The organism is Acrocarpospora macrocephala (assembly GCF_009687865.1).
Lineage (GTDB): Bacteria > Actinomycetota > Actinomycetes > Streptosporangiales > Streptosporangiaceae > Acrocarpospora > Acrocarpospora macrocephala.
In genome coordinates this window covers 1-16,682 of sequence record NZ_BLAE01000007.1, presented here as the reverse complement: position 1 = coordinate 16,682, position 16,682 = coordinate 1, and the positions used below count along the sequence as shown (strand labels likewise).

Genomic DNA, 16,682 nt, shown 5'->3' with positions numbered 1-16,682 from the left:
TGACGACGCAGTGCACCTTCGCCGCCCTCCGCACCAAGGGGATGTAGTCGATCAGGACCTGGCGGTAGTCCCACACCTGCTTGATCGGGTGCGCGTACGGCTTGGACCCACGCGCCCGCGCGACATAGACCAGTTCGGGGACCGGGCCGGGCACCGCCTGCGACCACTGCTTGTTCTCCATCACGACCAACGACATTTGACCGTCATCGGGATGGGAGCCCACCAGGACCATGTCCATCCGCACATCGCTGATCGGAGTCTTCAACTCCACCAACACCTGCACATCAGCCAGGCCCGCCTCCACCAGGAGCTCAACGACGGTGGGGATGCTGGCGCCACGACTCGACCTCCCGCCGCTCCAGATCACCGCCGACCAGTTCGCCGTAGCTTCGCCTGAGCTCTCGAATGAGCCCGCGCCGGGCGATGAGGACGGAGAGTTCAGCGGCAGTTGCCCGGTACAGACAGCGTGGGGCCACGAAAGCCGCTCCTTTGAGTGGCGCCATCAGCGGGGGGGGTGACAGGCTTACGAAAGCTACGGTAGCTCCGCCGACCGACAATCACGCAGCGACCGCATGGCCGGACAAAACCCTGGGCGCTGCGATTGATCACGGCATGGCCCAGGGCGACGATGCGCTGCCCGCACAGGCGCCTTCGGTATACCGGACAGAGGTGAAACCTGTGCGGTGTAACGCTCCTTCGAACACATCCTTTCACCCGGTCCGCCAGGGTGCCAGTTTGAGAGAAGAGGCCCGGAACGCTGCTTCTCACCCGCTAATGGGCTTTATGTGAACCGCCGCAGCGACCCGCGTCGCGCAACGCCTGCCTGGGGGCCGGCCGCCGGAAATCTGACGAGTGGGCTTGCTAGCGCAGCGTAGACAGATTGGCGTAGGGGGGTGGCCAGGCTGGGCTTGCCGACTCCGCCTAGGCGGTGCATCGCGGCCACCATCACCCGGCATGAACCTACACCGGCCGCGATTCGGTGCGCGAGCGCCGCGTCCACAGCGGCCAGATCATCGGCCCGGCCGACGAATACCAGGTCCGCCCGGCCACGTTGAGCGTTCCCGGTGGTGCGGCCACCTCGCTGACCGGCCGCAACGCCTCGACCGGGATGTGGATCTGGGTGTTGATCGTGTGGTCGCCGGTGGTGATGATGCCTTGATGGTCGCAGCGGAACTCCACCAAACCGGAGCCACTGGGCTTCGGAGCCCCTTCCCCATGTGCGAAGCGTGATGAGAAAGGGGCGTTCCGGGCTGGCTCCAGGTCTAGCTTCACCCTGGTTCGGGGTGCGCCATGTTAGAGATGATCTGCTTCACCTTACGACGATCAACGCCGTGCTTGGCGGCGAGAAAGCGCTGAGACAGCGGCCTTCCCGGGCCTTGAAGGCTCGCAATGTAGTCGGCAAGGATCGCTTGGTCCTGGCTCTGCTCCACTTTGGTGCGTGTCGGTTCTCCGTGATCCATGTCGGTTGCGTTGGTGGCATGGGTCTGCTGCTTGTCCGCTGGTGCTGTGGCGCTGGGGGTCAGCATCATTAGCAACTCGAAGGATCCCACCAGGGCCACTGCTGGCCAGGCGCTGACGAGGGCACCGACGATGCCGTGGTTTACGCCGTGCGCCACATTGGCACCTATCGTGGCCACAACGCCCACGCCGAGACTCCACTTGGCCAACACCGGAACCCGTTGGTTGCGTCTGCTGGCGTTGAGGATCACCATCGACGCGGCCCAGATGAGCCCATCCACCGTGAACGGCACCAGGCGCGCCGTGATGCCGGACTCACCGTGCGAGCGCACCAGTTCGTAGGCGTGCTGGTAGGAGATCACTGCCGCCACCAGAGCGACGGCGGCCACGGCAAGCGCCGTTGTGATCCGTGTGAGGCGATCAGCCACGGGCCAACTCCTTCCGCGCTTGCTCCCACTGGTCCTCCGTGATCGCGTGGATTTCCGTGGAGTCGCGAAAACATGCGGGGTACTGGAGGCTCCCCGGGCCATCGCCGTCCCGTACCGCACGGGCCGGAACTTCAACGACGAAGTGCCATTCGTCCGGCCTGCACTGGCTCAGGACGGTGCCAGGCAACCACGCCCACGCGGTTCGGTCCTGCTCGACAGCCTCTGACAGCGGATACCAGACGAGGACGGGGGTGTTCTCGGGCAAGCTTGTCGGGGTTTTGATGGCAGGGGAGTGGTAATTGATCTTGTTGGTCATGGGGCTCCTCTCCCGCCCAGGGAGGGAGCCACGGGAGCCAATTTAGGGAGCCAACGCCTTCCGGCTAGCCCAGACTCACCGCGACCCCCTCAGGGCGTTGATGCAGGTGAGGGGAACCCCGTTCGACTCACAACGACCTAGATCGACTCACCGAATTTGCTTCACGCCGAAGAGGTCACTCGCCCAGCCGGTTCGCGGCCAAGCGAACCGGCCTTCTTGATCAGCTGACCCCGATTCTTCGAGCACTGGACATCGAAGCGCGCGGATTCCGGACATAGATCCGTGCGTGGGTTGTCATCAGCGCTTCCCTTGGCGGTGGTAGCCGCCCTTCCCGGATGGGCGGAGGATGAGCGTGACGCCCAGGGTGTAGATCGCGGCGGAGAGCAGGGCGGCGGGGATGGCGGCCGTGATGTAGTCGTAGGGCGGGTGGGACGTGTAGGTGAGCGGGTTGAGCAGGTAGAAGTAGCCGGCGAAGCCTGCGGCCAGCGCGGCGAAGCCGACCGGGTTGATCCCGTTCCAGAAGTAGTAGGCGGAGTGGCGCGAGTTGTCGAACGCCGCCGCGATGTCGAGTCGCCGGCCGCGCAGCAGGTAGTAGTCGGCGATCTGGATTCCCGCCATCGGGCCGAACAGGACGCCGCAGAACGCGAGGAATGTGCGGAAGTGCTCGGCGGAGGGGACGGCGAAGAACGCCGAGGCGATCGTGGCCGGGATGATGGCGGCGAGGGTGCTGACGTTCCAGTGGGCGCGGTTCACGGGCGGGACCTGGCGCAGCGCGAGGGCGGCCACGTAGCTGCCCACGACGATGGTGGCGACGTTGGCGAGCACGATGAACGCCAGGCCCGCCAGGGCGACCCACAGGCCGCCGAGCGCGAGGAGGTGCCGGGTCGGGTCGCCGCCGGAGCCCGGCACGGCCAGGCCGGTGTAGAGGCCGATCAGTGAGACCAGGCCCACGGACAGGCCCAGGCCGAACACCGACGGCCAGAGCGTGGCCCGGACGCTGGGGGAGAGCCTGATGATCGCGCCGGCGTACGGCCACCAGGACAGGTTGCTCGATACCAGCAGTTCCACGCCCGTGGCGTAGTTGTACCGCGGGTCGGGGCGGGCGGCGACCGGCTCGGCGGCGGCGATCTCGTGCCATCCGATCCGCTGGATCAGCAGGCCCAGCACGACGAGCCCGAGCACGATCACTCCGGGGGCCATGAAGGTTGTCGCGCTCCGCAGTGAGTCCGCCCCTTTGCGCAGGGCATACCAGACGACAGCCGCGCCGATAAGGGACATGGCCGTCTCCAGCAGGGTACGCGCCGACCGCGGCGCGACCCCCGTCGCGATGAGGATCTCGGCGCCCGCCCGGCTGAAGGAGATCATCAGGATGACGTTCCAGCCGACGATGGAGACGTAGATGAGCGCGATGGCGAAGATCGAGCCGCGCGTACCGAGCTGGGCCTTGCTGGTGACGACGGAGTCGACGCCGTACTTCCCGCAGGGGGGCAGGCAGGCGAGGATCACGGGCAGGATGCCGAGGAGGGACCCGCAGATGATGGTCAGGGTGCCCGCCGTGGCGTTCAGATAGTCCGCGACCTGCCCTCCGATGAAGAAGCACCAGGTGGCGATGGCGGTCGAGGCCGAGGCGAAGAACACGGGCAGGCCACTCCACGGACGTTCCGAGCGGGGAATCGGCCACCCGCTCTCGCCCCGCTCGATCACATCGCCGCCCCGGCCCAGAGCGCGATGAGCGGCACCACCAAGGTCACCAGAAACAGCAGGACGTAGTCGCCCCGGGTGAAGGGCACGCCCTGCTCCGCGGGATCGTCGACCTGCTCGATCCGCTCGATGAGCTGCTTTGGCACGACGCCCTCCAGGGACTTTGCCCTCACTCTAGAAACCGGTCATTATTATGACAAACAGGACAAGTGTTCGGTTGAATCGGCCCAGCGTCATGCCTCTGGCATGACAGCCAGGGGGTGAGAACGGCGATGAACGAACCCTGGGCCGTGGCTTCCGAAGAGGACGAGCGGCTGCGCGTTCTCGCGCTCGCGTCCGCCGGCCTCGGTGAGATCGAGGTGCTGAAGTACGCGCTGGACCAGGCCGTCGCCGACCTGGGCGCGTTGAGCGGGATGGTGCACTGGTCCGGCGCCCCCGCCAGCAGTGGCGAGCCGCGCCTGGTGGTCGCCACCGGACTGCCCCCGGCGGAACTGCGGGAGTGGGGAGAGATCAGGGAGGTCATCGTCCGGGCGCTGCGCGACGGAGCGCCCGTGTGCGCATCCGCTGCCCTGCGGGTCCGGCGCGACAAGAGGGACGAGGCGGTCACGCCACCCGCCGTCACGCTGACGGCCGTGCCACTGCCCGGCCGTGACGCACCGATCGGCGTGCTGTCGGTGCTCTCCCTCGGGTCTGCCAAGCCGAGCGGCCGCCAGCAGGCGTTCCTCCAGTCGCTGGCCGACTGGCTGGCCCTGCGGCTGGCGAGATCCAGCGCCGACTCGGACACCAGGCGCCAGTGGTGGCACGCCGCCGACTCCCATCTCCGGCAGGCGCTGAAGGCGACCAGGATCGGATCCTGGGACTGGAACATCCTGACCGGAGAGCTGTACTGGGACGAGCCCGCGCTGACCGTCCTGGGCATCGATCCCGGCACCGCCCCCCACAACACGGACTCCTGGGTCAGCCTCATCCACCCGGAGGACCATCCCAGGGTGATGATCGCGACCGAGGAGGCCCTCCGCACCAGAGGCCTGTACGACGTCGAGTACCGCGCCTGCCGCCCGGACGGGACCATGGGCTGGGTCCAGGAGCGCGGCCACCTGGTGCTGGACGACGCGGGCGAGCCGGTACGCATGATCGGCACGGTCTGGGACACCACGGAGAGCCGCGCCGCGCGCGAATCGGTCAGCCGCGCGCTCCGCTACATGAGCGACGCCTTCCTCGCGGTGGACCGTGACTGGCGGGTCACCTTCGTCAACCTCGACGCCGAACGCCTCCTGGGGGTCGTCGACCCCTACGGTCAGGTGCTGTGGGACCTGCCCGCGGGAAAGCTGCACGAGCTGCAGGCGTCGTGCCGCAGGGCCGCCGCCGAGCGCGTGCCCGTCGGCCTCGAGGTGCAGTGGCCGACCGATCAGCGCTGGTACCAGGTGCGGCTGGTGCCGGTGCCCGACGGCCTGACCCTCTACCTCGCCGATGTCACGGAGAAGCGGCTGCGCGACGCCGAGCGCGCGGCGGCCGAACGCGCCGCCGCCGAGCGGGCCGCCTGGATCCAGGAGCTGACCCGCTCCTTCGGCGACGCCGTGACCGCCTGTGACCTCGTACGGGTCGTCGCCGAGCGGGCGCTGCCGGCGTTCGGCGCGGCGGGGCTGGCCATCCTCACCATCGACCACGGCCGTCTGCACGTGGCCGGAGCCTTCAATTACCCCGCGGACATCCTCCGCCGTCTCGAGAACCAGACGCTGCCGGAGCGTTCCGCCCTCTCCGACGCGCTTCGATCACGCGCTCCGCTCTTCATCACCTCGGAGGCCGAGTATCCGGACGGCCCTCACCTGGGCCCCTCGGCGATCCTTCCGCTGCTCGTGCCCGGCCAGTACACCGGCTGCTGCGTGATCTCCTTTGACCGCCCCCGCCGCTTCTCCAGCGAGGAGCGCACCGCGCTCACCGCGCTCAGCGGGCTGGTCTCCCAGGCCCTGGCGCGGGCCCGCCTGTACGACATGGAGCGCACCCGCGTCCAGGAGCTGGAGCGCCTGGAGGCGTGGCTGACGGAGTCCCTCGATCGGGAGCGGCGCTTCACCACCGACGCCTCACACGAACTGCGCACCCCGCTGGCCGGGCTGCGCGCCCAGCTCGAGGAGGCCCAGCTCCACCCCGACGAGACCGACCTCGACGAGCTACTCGAACACGCGCTCGGTGACGTGGACCGGCTGCAGGACATCGCCGCCGACCTGCTCCTGCTGGCCAGGCTGGGGGCCGACCTGTCGGCCACGCCGGAGCGGGTCGACCTGGCCCGGCTGATCGAGACCGAGGTCTCCCGCCGCGGGCGCGACCGGCACCCGGTACGGCTCCGGCTCGAACCCGGCGTGCTGATCGACGCCGTCCCCCAGCAACTCGGCCGGGTGCTGACCAATCTGCTCGACAACGCCCAGCGCCACGCGGAGCGCGACGTCGAGGTCGGCCTGCGCCGCAGCGGCGGCAGCGCCGAGCTCACGGTCACCGACGACGGTCTTGGCGTCCCCGAAGCCGAACGCGAGCACATCTTCGAGCGCTTCGCCCGCCTGGACACCGCCCGCAGCCGCGGCGCGGGCGGCACCGGCCTCGGCCTGGCGATCGCCCGCGACATCGCCCGCGCCCACCGCGGGACCCTCCACGTCGAACACCCGCCCGCCTGCGGCGCCCGCTTCGTCCTCCGCCTGCCGCTCACGGATCCGGGGTGAGCCTCTGGAGCTGGAGTATCGCGGCGAAGCGGGCCGATGGCACGAAGTCCGTCCGCGCGGACGAATGGCTTCAGCCGAGGGCGGCCATGGCCGCGTTGTGGCCGGGGATTCCGCTCACGCCGCCGCCCCGGCGGGCGCTCGCGCCGCAGCGCAGGATCCGGGGGTGTGCTGTTTCCACGCCCCACGGGTCGTGATCGTCCTCCGCGTACGGCCAGGAGAGGTCGCCGTGGAAGATGTGGCCTCCTGGTAGGGCTACATCCCGTTCCAGGTCGAGGGGCGTCTTCGCTTCCAGGCAGGGCTGCCCGTCTGGGGTGGTGAGCAGGCAGTTCTCGATTGGTTCGGCCAGGACGGTGTTGATCGACGCGAGTGTCCTGGTGACGGCGAGATCTTTGGCTTCGGGGGTGGTGAACAGGCGGGCGGGCATGCAGAGGCCGAACAGGGTCAGCGTCTGGGCGCCGCTCTCGCGTAAGGAGGGTCCGAAGATGGAGTCGTCGGTCAAGGAGTGACAGTAGATCTCCGACGGGGGCAGGTCGGGGATGAGCCCGCGCGAGGCCTGGTCGAAGGCGGTGGAGAGCTGGGAGGCGCTCTCGTTGACGCGGAAGGTGCCGGTGAAGGCGGTGCGGGGGTCGACGTGCGGGTCCTTGAGCCGGGGGAGGCGGGAGAGCACCATGTTGAGCTTGAGTTGGGAGCCCTCCTGGTGGGCCTTCGGTGGCATGTTGACCAGGACGCGGTCGGCCGTCACCACGTGCTGGGAACCGTTCTCGGTGTAGGTGACCTCGCCGTTGGGGTCGATGTGGAGGACCTCGCAGCCGGTCATGATCTTGGCCCCGGCGGCGCGAGCGGCTTCGGCTATGGCGTCGGACACCGCGCCCATGCCGCCGACGGGGACCGTCCACTCGCCGCTTCCGTTGCCGATCACGTGATACAGGAAGCAGCGATTGGCGAGAAGATCCTCGTGGGGGTTGGCGAACGTGCCGGTCAGCGCGTCGGTGAGGACGATGCCGCGGATCAGGTCGCTGCCGAATCGGTCGTCGATCACCTGGCCGATGGGGCGTTCGAACAGGTCGTGCCAGGCCGTGTCGTCGTCGATCGTCTTGCGCAGGGCCGTACGGGATGGGAGGGGTTCGAGCAGAGTGGGGGCGACGCGGGCAGCGAGCCGGGAGAGGGTGGCGTGGAAGTCGTTCCAGGCGTCCAGGTCGGACGAGCCGGCTCGGGTGAACGAGGCGGCGGTGCGGGCGGGGTCCTCGTTGTCGATCAGCAGGCCGGTGTCGCCGGCCGGGGTATAGGAGGCCACGCGGCGCCGCCGGAGTTCGAGCGAGAGACCCAGGTCTTTGACGATCTTCGTGGGGAGCAGGCTGACGAGGTAGGAGTAGCGGGAGAGGCGGGCGTCCACGCCCGGGAACGCCTTGGCCGAGATGGCGAGGCCGCCGATGTGGTCCAGCCGTTCCAGGACCAGCACCCGCCGCCCCGCGCGGGCCAGATAGGCCGCCGCGACCAGGCCGTTGTGCCCGCCACCGGCGATGACGACGTCGTAACGCATGAAAAGGATCCTCTCGCGTCCGTTACAAGCACACAATCCATGGTCATCCATGACAAGGCTGACTGAGCGCTCAATTTGGATATTGACGGAGAGGGCTTGCGGGGAGATCGTCGTGAGGTATGTCCCCCTTGCGTGCGGTCGCGATCATCGCGGCTTTCGTCGTCAGCCTCGGCGCGGCAGCCCTGCCCGCGCAGTCAGCCGCTCGCGCGCCGATCACGGTCGGGTCGCTGACCCTGGAACCGTGCGAGACCTCGACGCTGGCCTGGTGCGCGACCGTTCAGGTGCCGTTCTCGTACGCCGACCCGCAAGCCGGGACCACCGGCCTCTACTTCGAGTGGTTCCCCGCGACCGCGAACGCCCAGGGGACCGTGCTGGCGGTCGAGGGCGGCCCCGGATACTCCTCGACGTCCTCCCGCGACTACTACCTGGACATGCTCGGCCCGCTGACCAGAACCAGGAACGTCCTGATCGCCGACCTGCGCGGAACCGGCCGCTCCGACCCGGTCCGCTGCCCCCGGTTGCAGAACGCGACCACGGCCGACGGCAACCAGGCCTACCTCGACGCCGTCGGCGCCTGCGGCCGCCGTCTCAACCACACCCGGCAGCGGCCCGACGGCTCGTACGTGCGCGGCAGCGACCTCTACACCACGGCCAACGCCGCCCGCGACATCGCCCGCCTGCTCGACCTGCTGTCCCCCGGCCGCGTCGACCTGTACGGCGACTCCTACGGCACCTACTTCGCCCAGGTCTTCACCTCGCGCTACGCCGCGAAACTCCGCTCGGTCATCCTGGACGCGGCCTACCCGGTCCTGGACGCCGACCCGTTCTACCCGGACGCGATCGAAACCGCCCGGACCGCGTTCGATCTGGCCTGCGCCCGCTCCACGGCCTGCGGCGGCTGGGCCACCGTCGAGGAGATGGTGTCGGCCGTCCGCGCCGCCCCGTTCACGGGCGAGACCAAAGACCCGGACGGTACGGCGGTGCAGGCCACCGTGAACGTCGACACCATGATCCAGCTCGTCCTCGCCGCCGGACCCGACAGCGGCGTCTACCGCGAGCTGGACCCCGCGATCCGCGCGTACCTCGACCGGGGCGACAAGCAGCCGATCCTCCGCCTGACCGCCCGGACGGTCTTCCCCGACGAGGACTCCGGCCCCGCCGCCGAATTCTCCGCCGGCCTCTACTCCGCCGTCTTCTGCAACGACTACCCCCAGCCGTTCGCCTACACCGGCGACCGCGCCGCCCAATACCAGCAGGCCGTCGCCGTCCTCCCCGAGGACATGTTCGCCCCCTTCACCGTCGAGGAATGGACGACCAGCGGCGCCGAGGAATTCGACTCCTGCCTGAAGTGGCCGAAACCCGCCGTAGACGACCCGCCCATCGTGTCCGGCACCCCGATCGCGCCGCCATCCCTGCCGGTGCTCGTCCTCTCCGGCGAACTGGACTCGCTCACCACCCCCGCCGACGGGGAGCGGGTCGCCCAGCACATGGGCCCACACGCCCAGTGGGTCCAGGTCAGCAACATGATCCACGTCTCCGCGCTACTCGACTACGTCGGCTGCGCCGAAGGTCTGGTACGCACGTTCATCCGCCACCCCAGCCAGCCCCTGGACGCCTCCTGCGCCGCCCAGACCCCCGAAGTACGCCTGGTCGACGCGTTCCCCGCGAAGCGCGCCCAAGCCGTCCCGGCCGTGCCCGGACCCGGAAATCAGGCCGGCGCGCACGCGCTCCGGCTCGCCACCATCGGCGCGGCCGTCGTCGAGGACGCGATCTGGCAGTGGTACTACGTCTCGGTTGACCGCGGCGTCGGCCTCCGCGGCGGAACATTCCGCACGGACGGGGACGGTCCTGTCTACACGCTCACGTTCCGGAACGTTCGCTGGACCACCGACGTGAAGGTCTCAGGCTCGGGCAAATGGAACCGCGAAACCGGCCACGTCACCGCGACACTCGACGTCGTCGACAAGCAAGGCCTGACGGCGGCGGTCACCGTGGCGTACGACGACTACGAGCCCAACGCGGTGATCAGCCTCATCGGATCCGCCGACGGTAAGCCGATCGTCGCGACAGCGTCGTGATGCTTTGGCGAAATATCTCTTTGACATGGCGACTATGAATTAGCAGTGACTCCTGCGATGGTTGCATGCTTTTGGGGGGTTATTGCCCAGATTGGGATCTTCGCATGGCTTTCGCGCGTGGCAGTGCGACAGAACAGCACCGCAGGATCCCCAACTTGGCGGTGCAAATCAATATGATCAGCATTATTTTGTCTGGAGTACCGCTTTCGCGCTCGTCAGACAGGTAGGCGAACATCTTGAGCCAAGATCTTGGACGTAGGTTCTTTCTCGGCTTCGGAACAGGTCGATACCTGCACCTGGAAGAAGAGGACCAACTCCACTGGGTCTCCTCCGATCTCGCCGCCATGCGCGATCGTTTCGAGAGCATCGGTTACCAGGCGGTGCTGCCGGGGCTCGGGGAATACTCCAGCGCGGCCCAGGTGAGACAGACGCTGAGCCACTGGTCCGACGATGTCGGGCTCAACGCGAACGACGTTGTGGTCGTCTATTTCGCCGGGCACGGGGTTGCCGAACCGTACGACCGCCACCATCTGATGTGCTGGGACACCAGGCCGGATGACCTGGTAGCCACGGGGCTGCCGACCGAGGATCTCGTCCGGGTGCTGTGCCGGAGGGCGAGCGGGTTGCGGCACCTGCTCGTCATCCTGGACTGTTGCATGGCCGGAGCGGGCAACGCCGACGGCATGATGACCGTGCTCCAGTCCCTCGCCCGGCAGCACACGGCGGCAGATTCGTCGGGGCTGTGGTTTCTCGCGTCCGCGCGCCGTAAGGACGAGGCGATGGATGGCGCATTCGTGGCGGCATTCGAAATCGCGCTGGCTTCGGCGGCCGAGCGTACGGGGCAGCGGCAACGTTATCTGGACCTCACGGAGCTGGTGAAGGCGATCAATGATGTCTTCGCTGGGGAGCGGTTAGGTCAGCGCGCCGAACTCGCGAGCGGCTTGGTGTCGGGTCTCGCCCCCTTCCTGCCCAATGAGAACTATCGTGAGGGCCTACCCGGTTTGGGTACTGATCTGGAGATCCAGCTCAGAGTCGCCGCAAGAGACATTCTTGAACATTTTGGTCCTCGCTCCCGGGGAGTGGAGTTCGAGTCGGAGCAAGGACTGTACTTCAGCGGGCGTACGAGGGTTCTCACCAAGCTGGTCGCGTGGATGACCGCCCGGGACGCTGATGGGGGCGGGCGTGTTGTTACGGGCAATCCGGGGTGCGGTAAATCTGCGGTTCTGGGGCGAATTGTCGCTCTCTCCGATCCGGTGTATCGCGCGAGACTCGATGTGTCGGACATCGATCCTGCCGTCGTCGTACCGGAGGGTCTGGTCACGGTCGCGGTGCATGCCCGGCACAAGCGGCTGGAGGAGATCGTCGCGAGGATCGCGCCGGCTGCGGGCGTCGAAACCGACTCCCCGGCTACCCTGCTTCAGGAGTTCAGCCGCCGAGATCGGAACGCTCCGCCGGTTGTCATCGTTGTGGATGCCCTGGACGAGGCCGGCTCGGGCACTCTGTCAGATTCGGGTGGCCGAGGGGAGCCTCGACGGATAGCGAGGGAATTCCTGCGACCGCTCTCGGAGATCCACGGAGTGCGGCTGCTGATCGGCACCCGAAGGGAGTTGGTGCCAAGCCTGGGTACCGCTCCAACCGTACTCGATCTTGACGATCCGGAATTCCGCGACGACCACGACGTGGCCGGGTACGTCCGGCGGGTCTTGCAGGCCAGCGACGAGCCGGACGTGCTCACCCCCTATCGCACGCGCCCCGATTTGGCCCGCCAGGTGGGCGAGGGCGTCGCGCGCAGAGCCGCTGGAGTCTTTCTCGTCGCTCGAATGACGGCCCGATCGCTGCGGCGGCAGGCGCTGGCTGTCGATGTCACCAAACCCGGCTGGATGGAGCAGTTGCCGAGCGAGATCGGCGAGGCCTTCGACGACTTTCTCGCCCGTTTCGAAGCCGACGAGGCGAAGGTTCGCCGCATGCTCGTGCCGCTGGCCTTTGCCGAGGGCCAAGGGTTGCCCCGAGGTCAGATCTGGACCTTGCTGGCGACCCGGCTGTCGGGCTTCGAGTGTTCCGAAGCCGATGTCGCGGAGACTCTGACCGCAGCGTCCGCGTACGTGGCCGAAGTCGTGGACGGAGGCCGGTCGGTCTACCGGCTTTACCACCAGTCTCTCGCCGAACATCTACGGGTGAGTTCCGGCAGGCAACGGGAGATCCAGGCGATGATCGTGGAAGGGCTCGTGGAGGCCATCCCGATCGTGGCGGGGAGACGAGACTGGTTCGCGGCTCATCCCTACATCCGTGGACATCTGCCCACCCACGCCGCCGCGGCCGAACTACTCGACGGGTTGATCGCGGATCCGAGCTTCCTGCTGGCCTGCGATCGACTCGCCATGCTGCGGGCGATTCCGACCGTGCAAGGAAACCAGCGGGCACAGGCTATTCGCAGCGCGTACGAGCAGATCGCTCACCAGCTCACCGGCGATCGTCCCCTGGAGATGCGAGCCGCGGAACTTCAGCTGTCGGCCCGGCGATGTGCGGCGGACGAGCTGGCCGACCGGGTCGGCGCCCTTGGTTTGGCACTTCCCGTGTCCGCCCGGTGGGCGTGGTGGTCCGCCACGGGGGCGCACCGGCAATTGAGAGGTCACACATCCGCCGTGCGCTCCGTCGCGGTCGGTGACCTCGACGATCGTGCCATCGCCGTTACGGGCAGCGAGGATGGCACGGCCAGAATCTGGGACATCATCACTCAACAGCAGATCGGCAAGCCCTTGGGGGGACACAGATCCGTCCTGGCGGTCGCTGTCGGCGAGCTCGCGGACTATACGGTCGCGCTGACCGGGGACATCGATGGGACCGTTCGCGTCTGGGATCTCTCGGCGGCCACTGAGGTCGGCCATGCGCTGCGTGGACACACCAACTCGGTCGTCGCCGTCGAGATGGCCAAGATCGGGGATCGTTACGTTGCCATCACCGGGAGCGAGGATGGCACGGCCAGGCTGTGGGATCTGGAGACTCGCCGTCAAATCGGATCCCCCCTGACCGCGCATCGGGGCACGGTCAACGCCGTCGATCTGGGCATGCTGGACGGACACCCCATCGCTGTGACCGGTGGCAAGGATCGCCGTGTTCAGGTCTGGGACCTCAGCGACATGTCTCGCCCTTTGGCCGAAGAGCTGAGCGGACACTCCGGTCCTGTGAACGCGGTCGCCATCGGTGTGCTCGACGAACGCGTGGTGGCTGTCAGCGGGGATGGCCTGGGCCACGTGAACGTCTGGGATCTGACCAGTCGCCAGCAACTGGGAGAGCCCATCGCCGCTCATGTCGACTGGCGTTACGGAGGTGTGAAAACTATCGCGTTCGGTGAATTGAACGGCATCCCTCTCGTGTTGACGTGCGGATATATCAACGCTCGCATTTGGGAGTTACGCAGTCGGCGGCAGCAGGGTCAAGGCCTTTCCGGGCACAGCGGATACCTGACGGGAGCAGTCCTCGATGTGCGCAACGATCGCCCTCTCGCGGTCACCGCGGGTGAAGACGGATCCGCTCGTATCTGGGATCTGACAGCGGATCGGCCATCATCCGGCCACAACGGAGTCGTGTGCTCATCCGCGGTGGGGTGGCTGGATGGTCGTCCTGTTGTCATCACCGGTAGCCGGGACTGGACGGCCCGGCTCTGGGATCTACAGGAACGGCGGGAGCTGGGACGCCCGATGGAAGGCCATTCCGGGTCGGTGGTGGCCGTTGCGGTCGAGGAGATGGACGGCCGGATGGTCGCGGCCACCGGCGAGACCGATGGCACGGTCCGGGTGTGGAACGCGTTGACCGGAACCCCGCTTGGGGAGCCGTTACGTGGACACACGAACTCGATCAGCGCCTTGGCACTGACGCGTCTTGGTGAGGTGAATATCGTCGTCAGCGGTAGCGACGACGGGACTGTGCGACTCTGGGACATCGATACCGGTAGGTTGTTCGGTCTTCCTCTTGAGGGGCATCTGGGCGGCGTAAAAGACATCGTCGTCGATCGCGACCGCGGACGCCTGAGGATTCTAGTCGCTTCCTCACATTCCTGCGCATATCTATGGCAACTCGCCGACACCGGAGCCGCGCCAGAGCAGTTGGCCGCACTGGTACCGGAGGATTGGCCTCCGCGCTATGAATTGATCGGAGTCGGGTTCGCTCGCGGACGCGCACTCGCTGTCAAAGTCCGGCACGACGATGCGATAATAGCCTGTGAGCTGAAAGACGGTGCCGAGATCGGCACCGCCTTTCTTGATTGCGAACAAGCGCTTTTCGCGCGGTTGTATGATCACAACGGTCGTGTGATCGTGGCAGTCGGAGATTACGAGTCCGCGATGTTCTGGGACCTGGACACTGGCATCGCCCACGGATCGCCATTCCGAGGCGGGCCGGCGAATATCCAAAGTCTGGCTTTTGGCGCGTTGTCGGACCGGCCGGTCGCCGTAATCACCACCACATATAACGAACGTGTGTGGGATATTCTGAATTCGTCGCCGGTGGGCGAACCTCTCAGCACGCGAAATCTCCCCGTGCTGAGCCTGGATGTGGGTTCGATAGGAGAGAGGAAAGTGGTTGTCAGTATTGATGACGAACGAGCCCTGCGAACATACGATGCTGACACAGGCGATCAGGTCGCACCCCACCTGCTGACCGACGTCGGCTTCTCAGTAGCCCTGATATCAGAGGGGCAGGCGCAGTTGGCGGTTCTGCCCAGCGCGAACATCAATGTCTGGGACCTTTCCTCGCGCGAGCAAGTAGGGGCATTCACGAGTCATCTCGCTTTTGCGAATACATTGTGGACGGGGCAAGTGAACAATCAGTCAGTCGTGCTCACGGGAGACACCGACGGGGCTATCTACGCATGGAGTCCGATAACTCTCGCTCCTCTCGCTCCGGTGATTACCGGCCATAGGAGTGCTGTGCAGGCGCTGACAGTGAACCAGGACGCGGAGTATTGTCGCATCGTGTCCGGCGGTGCCGATGGCACCATCCGAATTTGGCACTTTCCATCCGGAAGACCGGAGGGGAAGCCGCTCATCGGTCACGATTACCCCATCAACACGCTGGCGGCTGAGAAAGTCCTGGGCCGGAATGTGGTGGTCAGCGGCGACGCTAGCGGTGTCGTTCTGCTCTGGAACCTGAATACGGGTGAACGCCTCGACTTTCCTTTCTCGCGGCATGCAGGCTCCATCAGATCCATCTCCTGCGCGCAGATCTCCGGCGTCCCTGTCGCGACCGTCGCCGACAGCCTCGGGTTGCTGAGAGCCTGGAATCTGGCCGACCAATCCTTGCTCGCCGAGGCGGACATCGGGGCGAGCATCATGGAGATGGTGATGACCGCCGACGGCCGCATATTCGTAGCCACCCAGATGGGCGTGCTTGCCCTCGATCTCGATGTCACCACAGTGAAGAACATCAAGGGGGATCTGTGAGCAGGATTGTCTGCGTTCACGGAATTGCACAGCAAACAATGGGCTCCCACACCCTGCTCGAAAGCTGGTATCCGGCCCTGCTGGACGGCTTGGCCAGGGCCGGGCACGCGCCCGTCGGCCGGGACGAGGTCGTCATGGGTTTCTACGGAGACCTGTTCCGTAAATCCGGCGCCAGAGCCGTCGGCAGCGTCCCGCTGGACGCCACCGATCTCACGGAGGACGAACGCGACCTGATCCTCGGCTGGTGGAAGGCTGCGGCAGGTCTGGAACCCGCGGTTCCCGGACCCGGCGACGCCACCCGGATGCGAACCCCGGATATCCTCCAGCGAGCCCTCAACGCACTCAGCCATTCGACCTTCTTCGCCGGGCTCGCCGAGCATCTGCTAATTCTCGGCGCCCGCCAGGTCCGCCTCTATATCAGCGACCCTCGAATCCGCGTGCAGGCCCGCGCCCGGGTGAATACGGAAATCAGCGCGGCGACCAGAGTCGTGGTCGCCCACTCGCTTGGCTCGGTCGTCGCCTATGAGGCACTCCACGAGAGCTCCGAAGCCCGTGACGTGACACTGGTGACGCTCGGTTCGCCACTCGGAATCCGTGGTCTGATCTTCGACCGCCTGGAACCGAAACCGGCGAGTGGGCAGGGCTTTTGGCCGACCAACGTGAAGAACTGGGTCAATATCGCCGACCAAGGGGATGTCGTCGCCCTGTCCAAGGGGCTGGCCCCGTTTTTCGGCGAAGCGCTCTCGGACCAACTCGTCCACAACGGTTCGCACGCCCACGATGTCCGCCCTTATCTGACGGCGAGGGAGACAGGCGCTGCCATCGCAGCGGGACTGTGATCCTTCGAAGATAAAAGAGGAGGGCGGGAATCACCACGACACCCCCGTAAGGGCTGTGGCTTGGGGGTTGGTTCTGGGCAAGGTGGTCGGTAGCGCGGGGTTACGGGTTCTCTCCCACCCACCCGCCCTTTGGGACGCTCGCGCTCGGCCCCATCGGCCTTCGGCCCTGGGCT

10 protein-coding genes are annotated in these 16,682 nt (G+C 66.9%); 4 read left to right on the top strand and 6 right to left on the bottom strand.

What is annotated here, in order from left to right; all coding sequences use genetic code 11:
• Positions 1 to 960: 960 nt before the first annotated feature.
• The 5 genes from Amac_RS05970 to Amac_RS05955 all read right to left on the bottom strand — a co-directional run bounded on the left by Amac_RS05970 (position 961) and on the right by Amac_RS05955 (position 4,049).
• The gene (locus Amac_RS05970) at positions 961 to 1,182 is read right to left on the bottom strand and encodes a hypothetical protein (RefSeq protein WP_155353311.1); all 222 of its coding nucleotides are present in this window, start codon (positions 1,180 to 1,182) and stop codon (positions 961 to 963) included.
• An 86-nt stretch (positions 1,183 to 1,268) separates the two neighbouring features.
• Positions 1,269 to 1,886 (bottom strand): DUF2637 domain-containing protein, encoded by a 618-nt coding sequence (locus tag Amac_RS05965; RefSeq protein WP_170322344.1) that lies wholly within the window; start codon positions 1,884 to 1,886, stop codon positions 1,269 to 1,271.
• Complete coding sequence (locus Amac_RS53520) at positions 1,879 to 2,202, bottom strand: hypothetical protein (RefSeq protein ID WP_170322343.1); 324 nt, start codon at positions 2,200 to 2,202, stop codon at positions 1,879 to 1,881. Before Amac_RS53520 ends, Amac_RS05965 begins: the two co-directional genes overlap by 8 nt.
• Positions 2,203 to 2,499: 297 nt before the next feature.
• Positions 2,500 to 3,906: a cytosine permease gene (locus Amac_RS05960; RefSeq protein ID WP_218040896.1), complete on the bottom strand. Its 1,407-nt coding sequence runs from the start codon at positions 3,904 to 3,906 to the stop codon at positions 2,500 to 2,502.
• Positions 3,903 to 4,049 (bottom strand): hypothetical protein, encoded by a 147-nt coding sequence (locus Amac_RS05955; RefSeq protein ID WP_155353308.1) that lies wholly within the window; start codon positions 4,047 to 4,049, stop codon positions 3,903 to 3,905. The genes Amac_RS05960 and Amac_RS05955 overlap by 4 nt, the downstream gene beginning before the upstream one ends.
• Before the next feature lie 126 nt (positions 4,050 to 4,175).
• Between Amac_RS05955 and Amac_RS05950 the strand changes: the two genes are divergently transcribed.
• Complete coding sequence (locus Amac_RS05950; protein ID WP_155353307.1) at positions 4,176 to 6,614, top strand: ATP-binding protein; 2,439 nt, start codon at positions 4,176 to 4,178, stop codon at positions 6,612 to 6,614.
• Between the two features lie 70 nt (positions 6,615 to 6,684).
• Here Amac_RS05950 and Amac_RS05945 read toward each other — a convergent pair whose 3' ends face one another.
• The gene (locus Amac_RS05945) at positions 6,685 to 8,154 is read right to left on the bottom strand and encodes a phytoene desaturase family protein (RefSeq protein WP_155353306.1); all 1,470 of its coding nucleotides are present in this window, start codon (positions 8,152 to 8,154) and stop codon (positions 6,685 to 6,687) included.
• A gap of 119 nt (positions 8,155 to 8,273) precedes the next feature.
• On the opposite strand from Amac_RS05945, the gene Amac_RS05940 reads away from it, so the two are divergent.
• The 3 genes from Amac_RS05940 (at position 8,274) to Amac_RS05930 (ending at position 16,509) form a co-directional block, all read left to right on the top strand.
• Entirely contained in the window at positions 8,274 to 10,232 is a 1,959-nt protein-coding gene (locus tag Amac_RS05940; RefSeq protein ID WP_155353305.1) for an alpha/beta hydrolase, read from the top strand.
• A 236-nt stretch (positions 10,233 to 10,468) separates the two neighbouring features.
• Entirely contained in the window at positions 10,469 to 15,670 is a 5,202-nt protein-coding gene (locus tag Amac_RS05935) for a caspase family protein (RefSeq protein WP_155353304.1), read from the top strand.
• Positions 15,671 to 15,708: 38 nt separating this feature from the next.
• The gene (locus tag Amac_RS05930; RefSeq protein WP_246268097.1) at positions 15,709 to 16,509 is read left to right on the top strand and encodes a lipase family protein; all 801 of its coding nucleotides are present in this window, start codon (positions 15,709 to 15,711) and stop codon (positions 16,507 to 16,509) included.
• Positions 16,510 to 16,682: the final 173 nt, after the last annotated feature.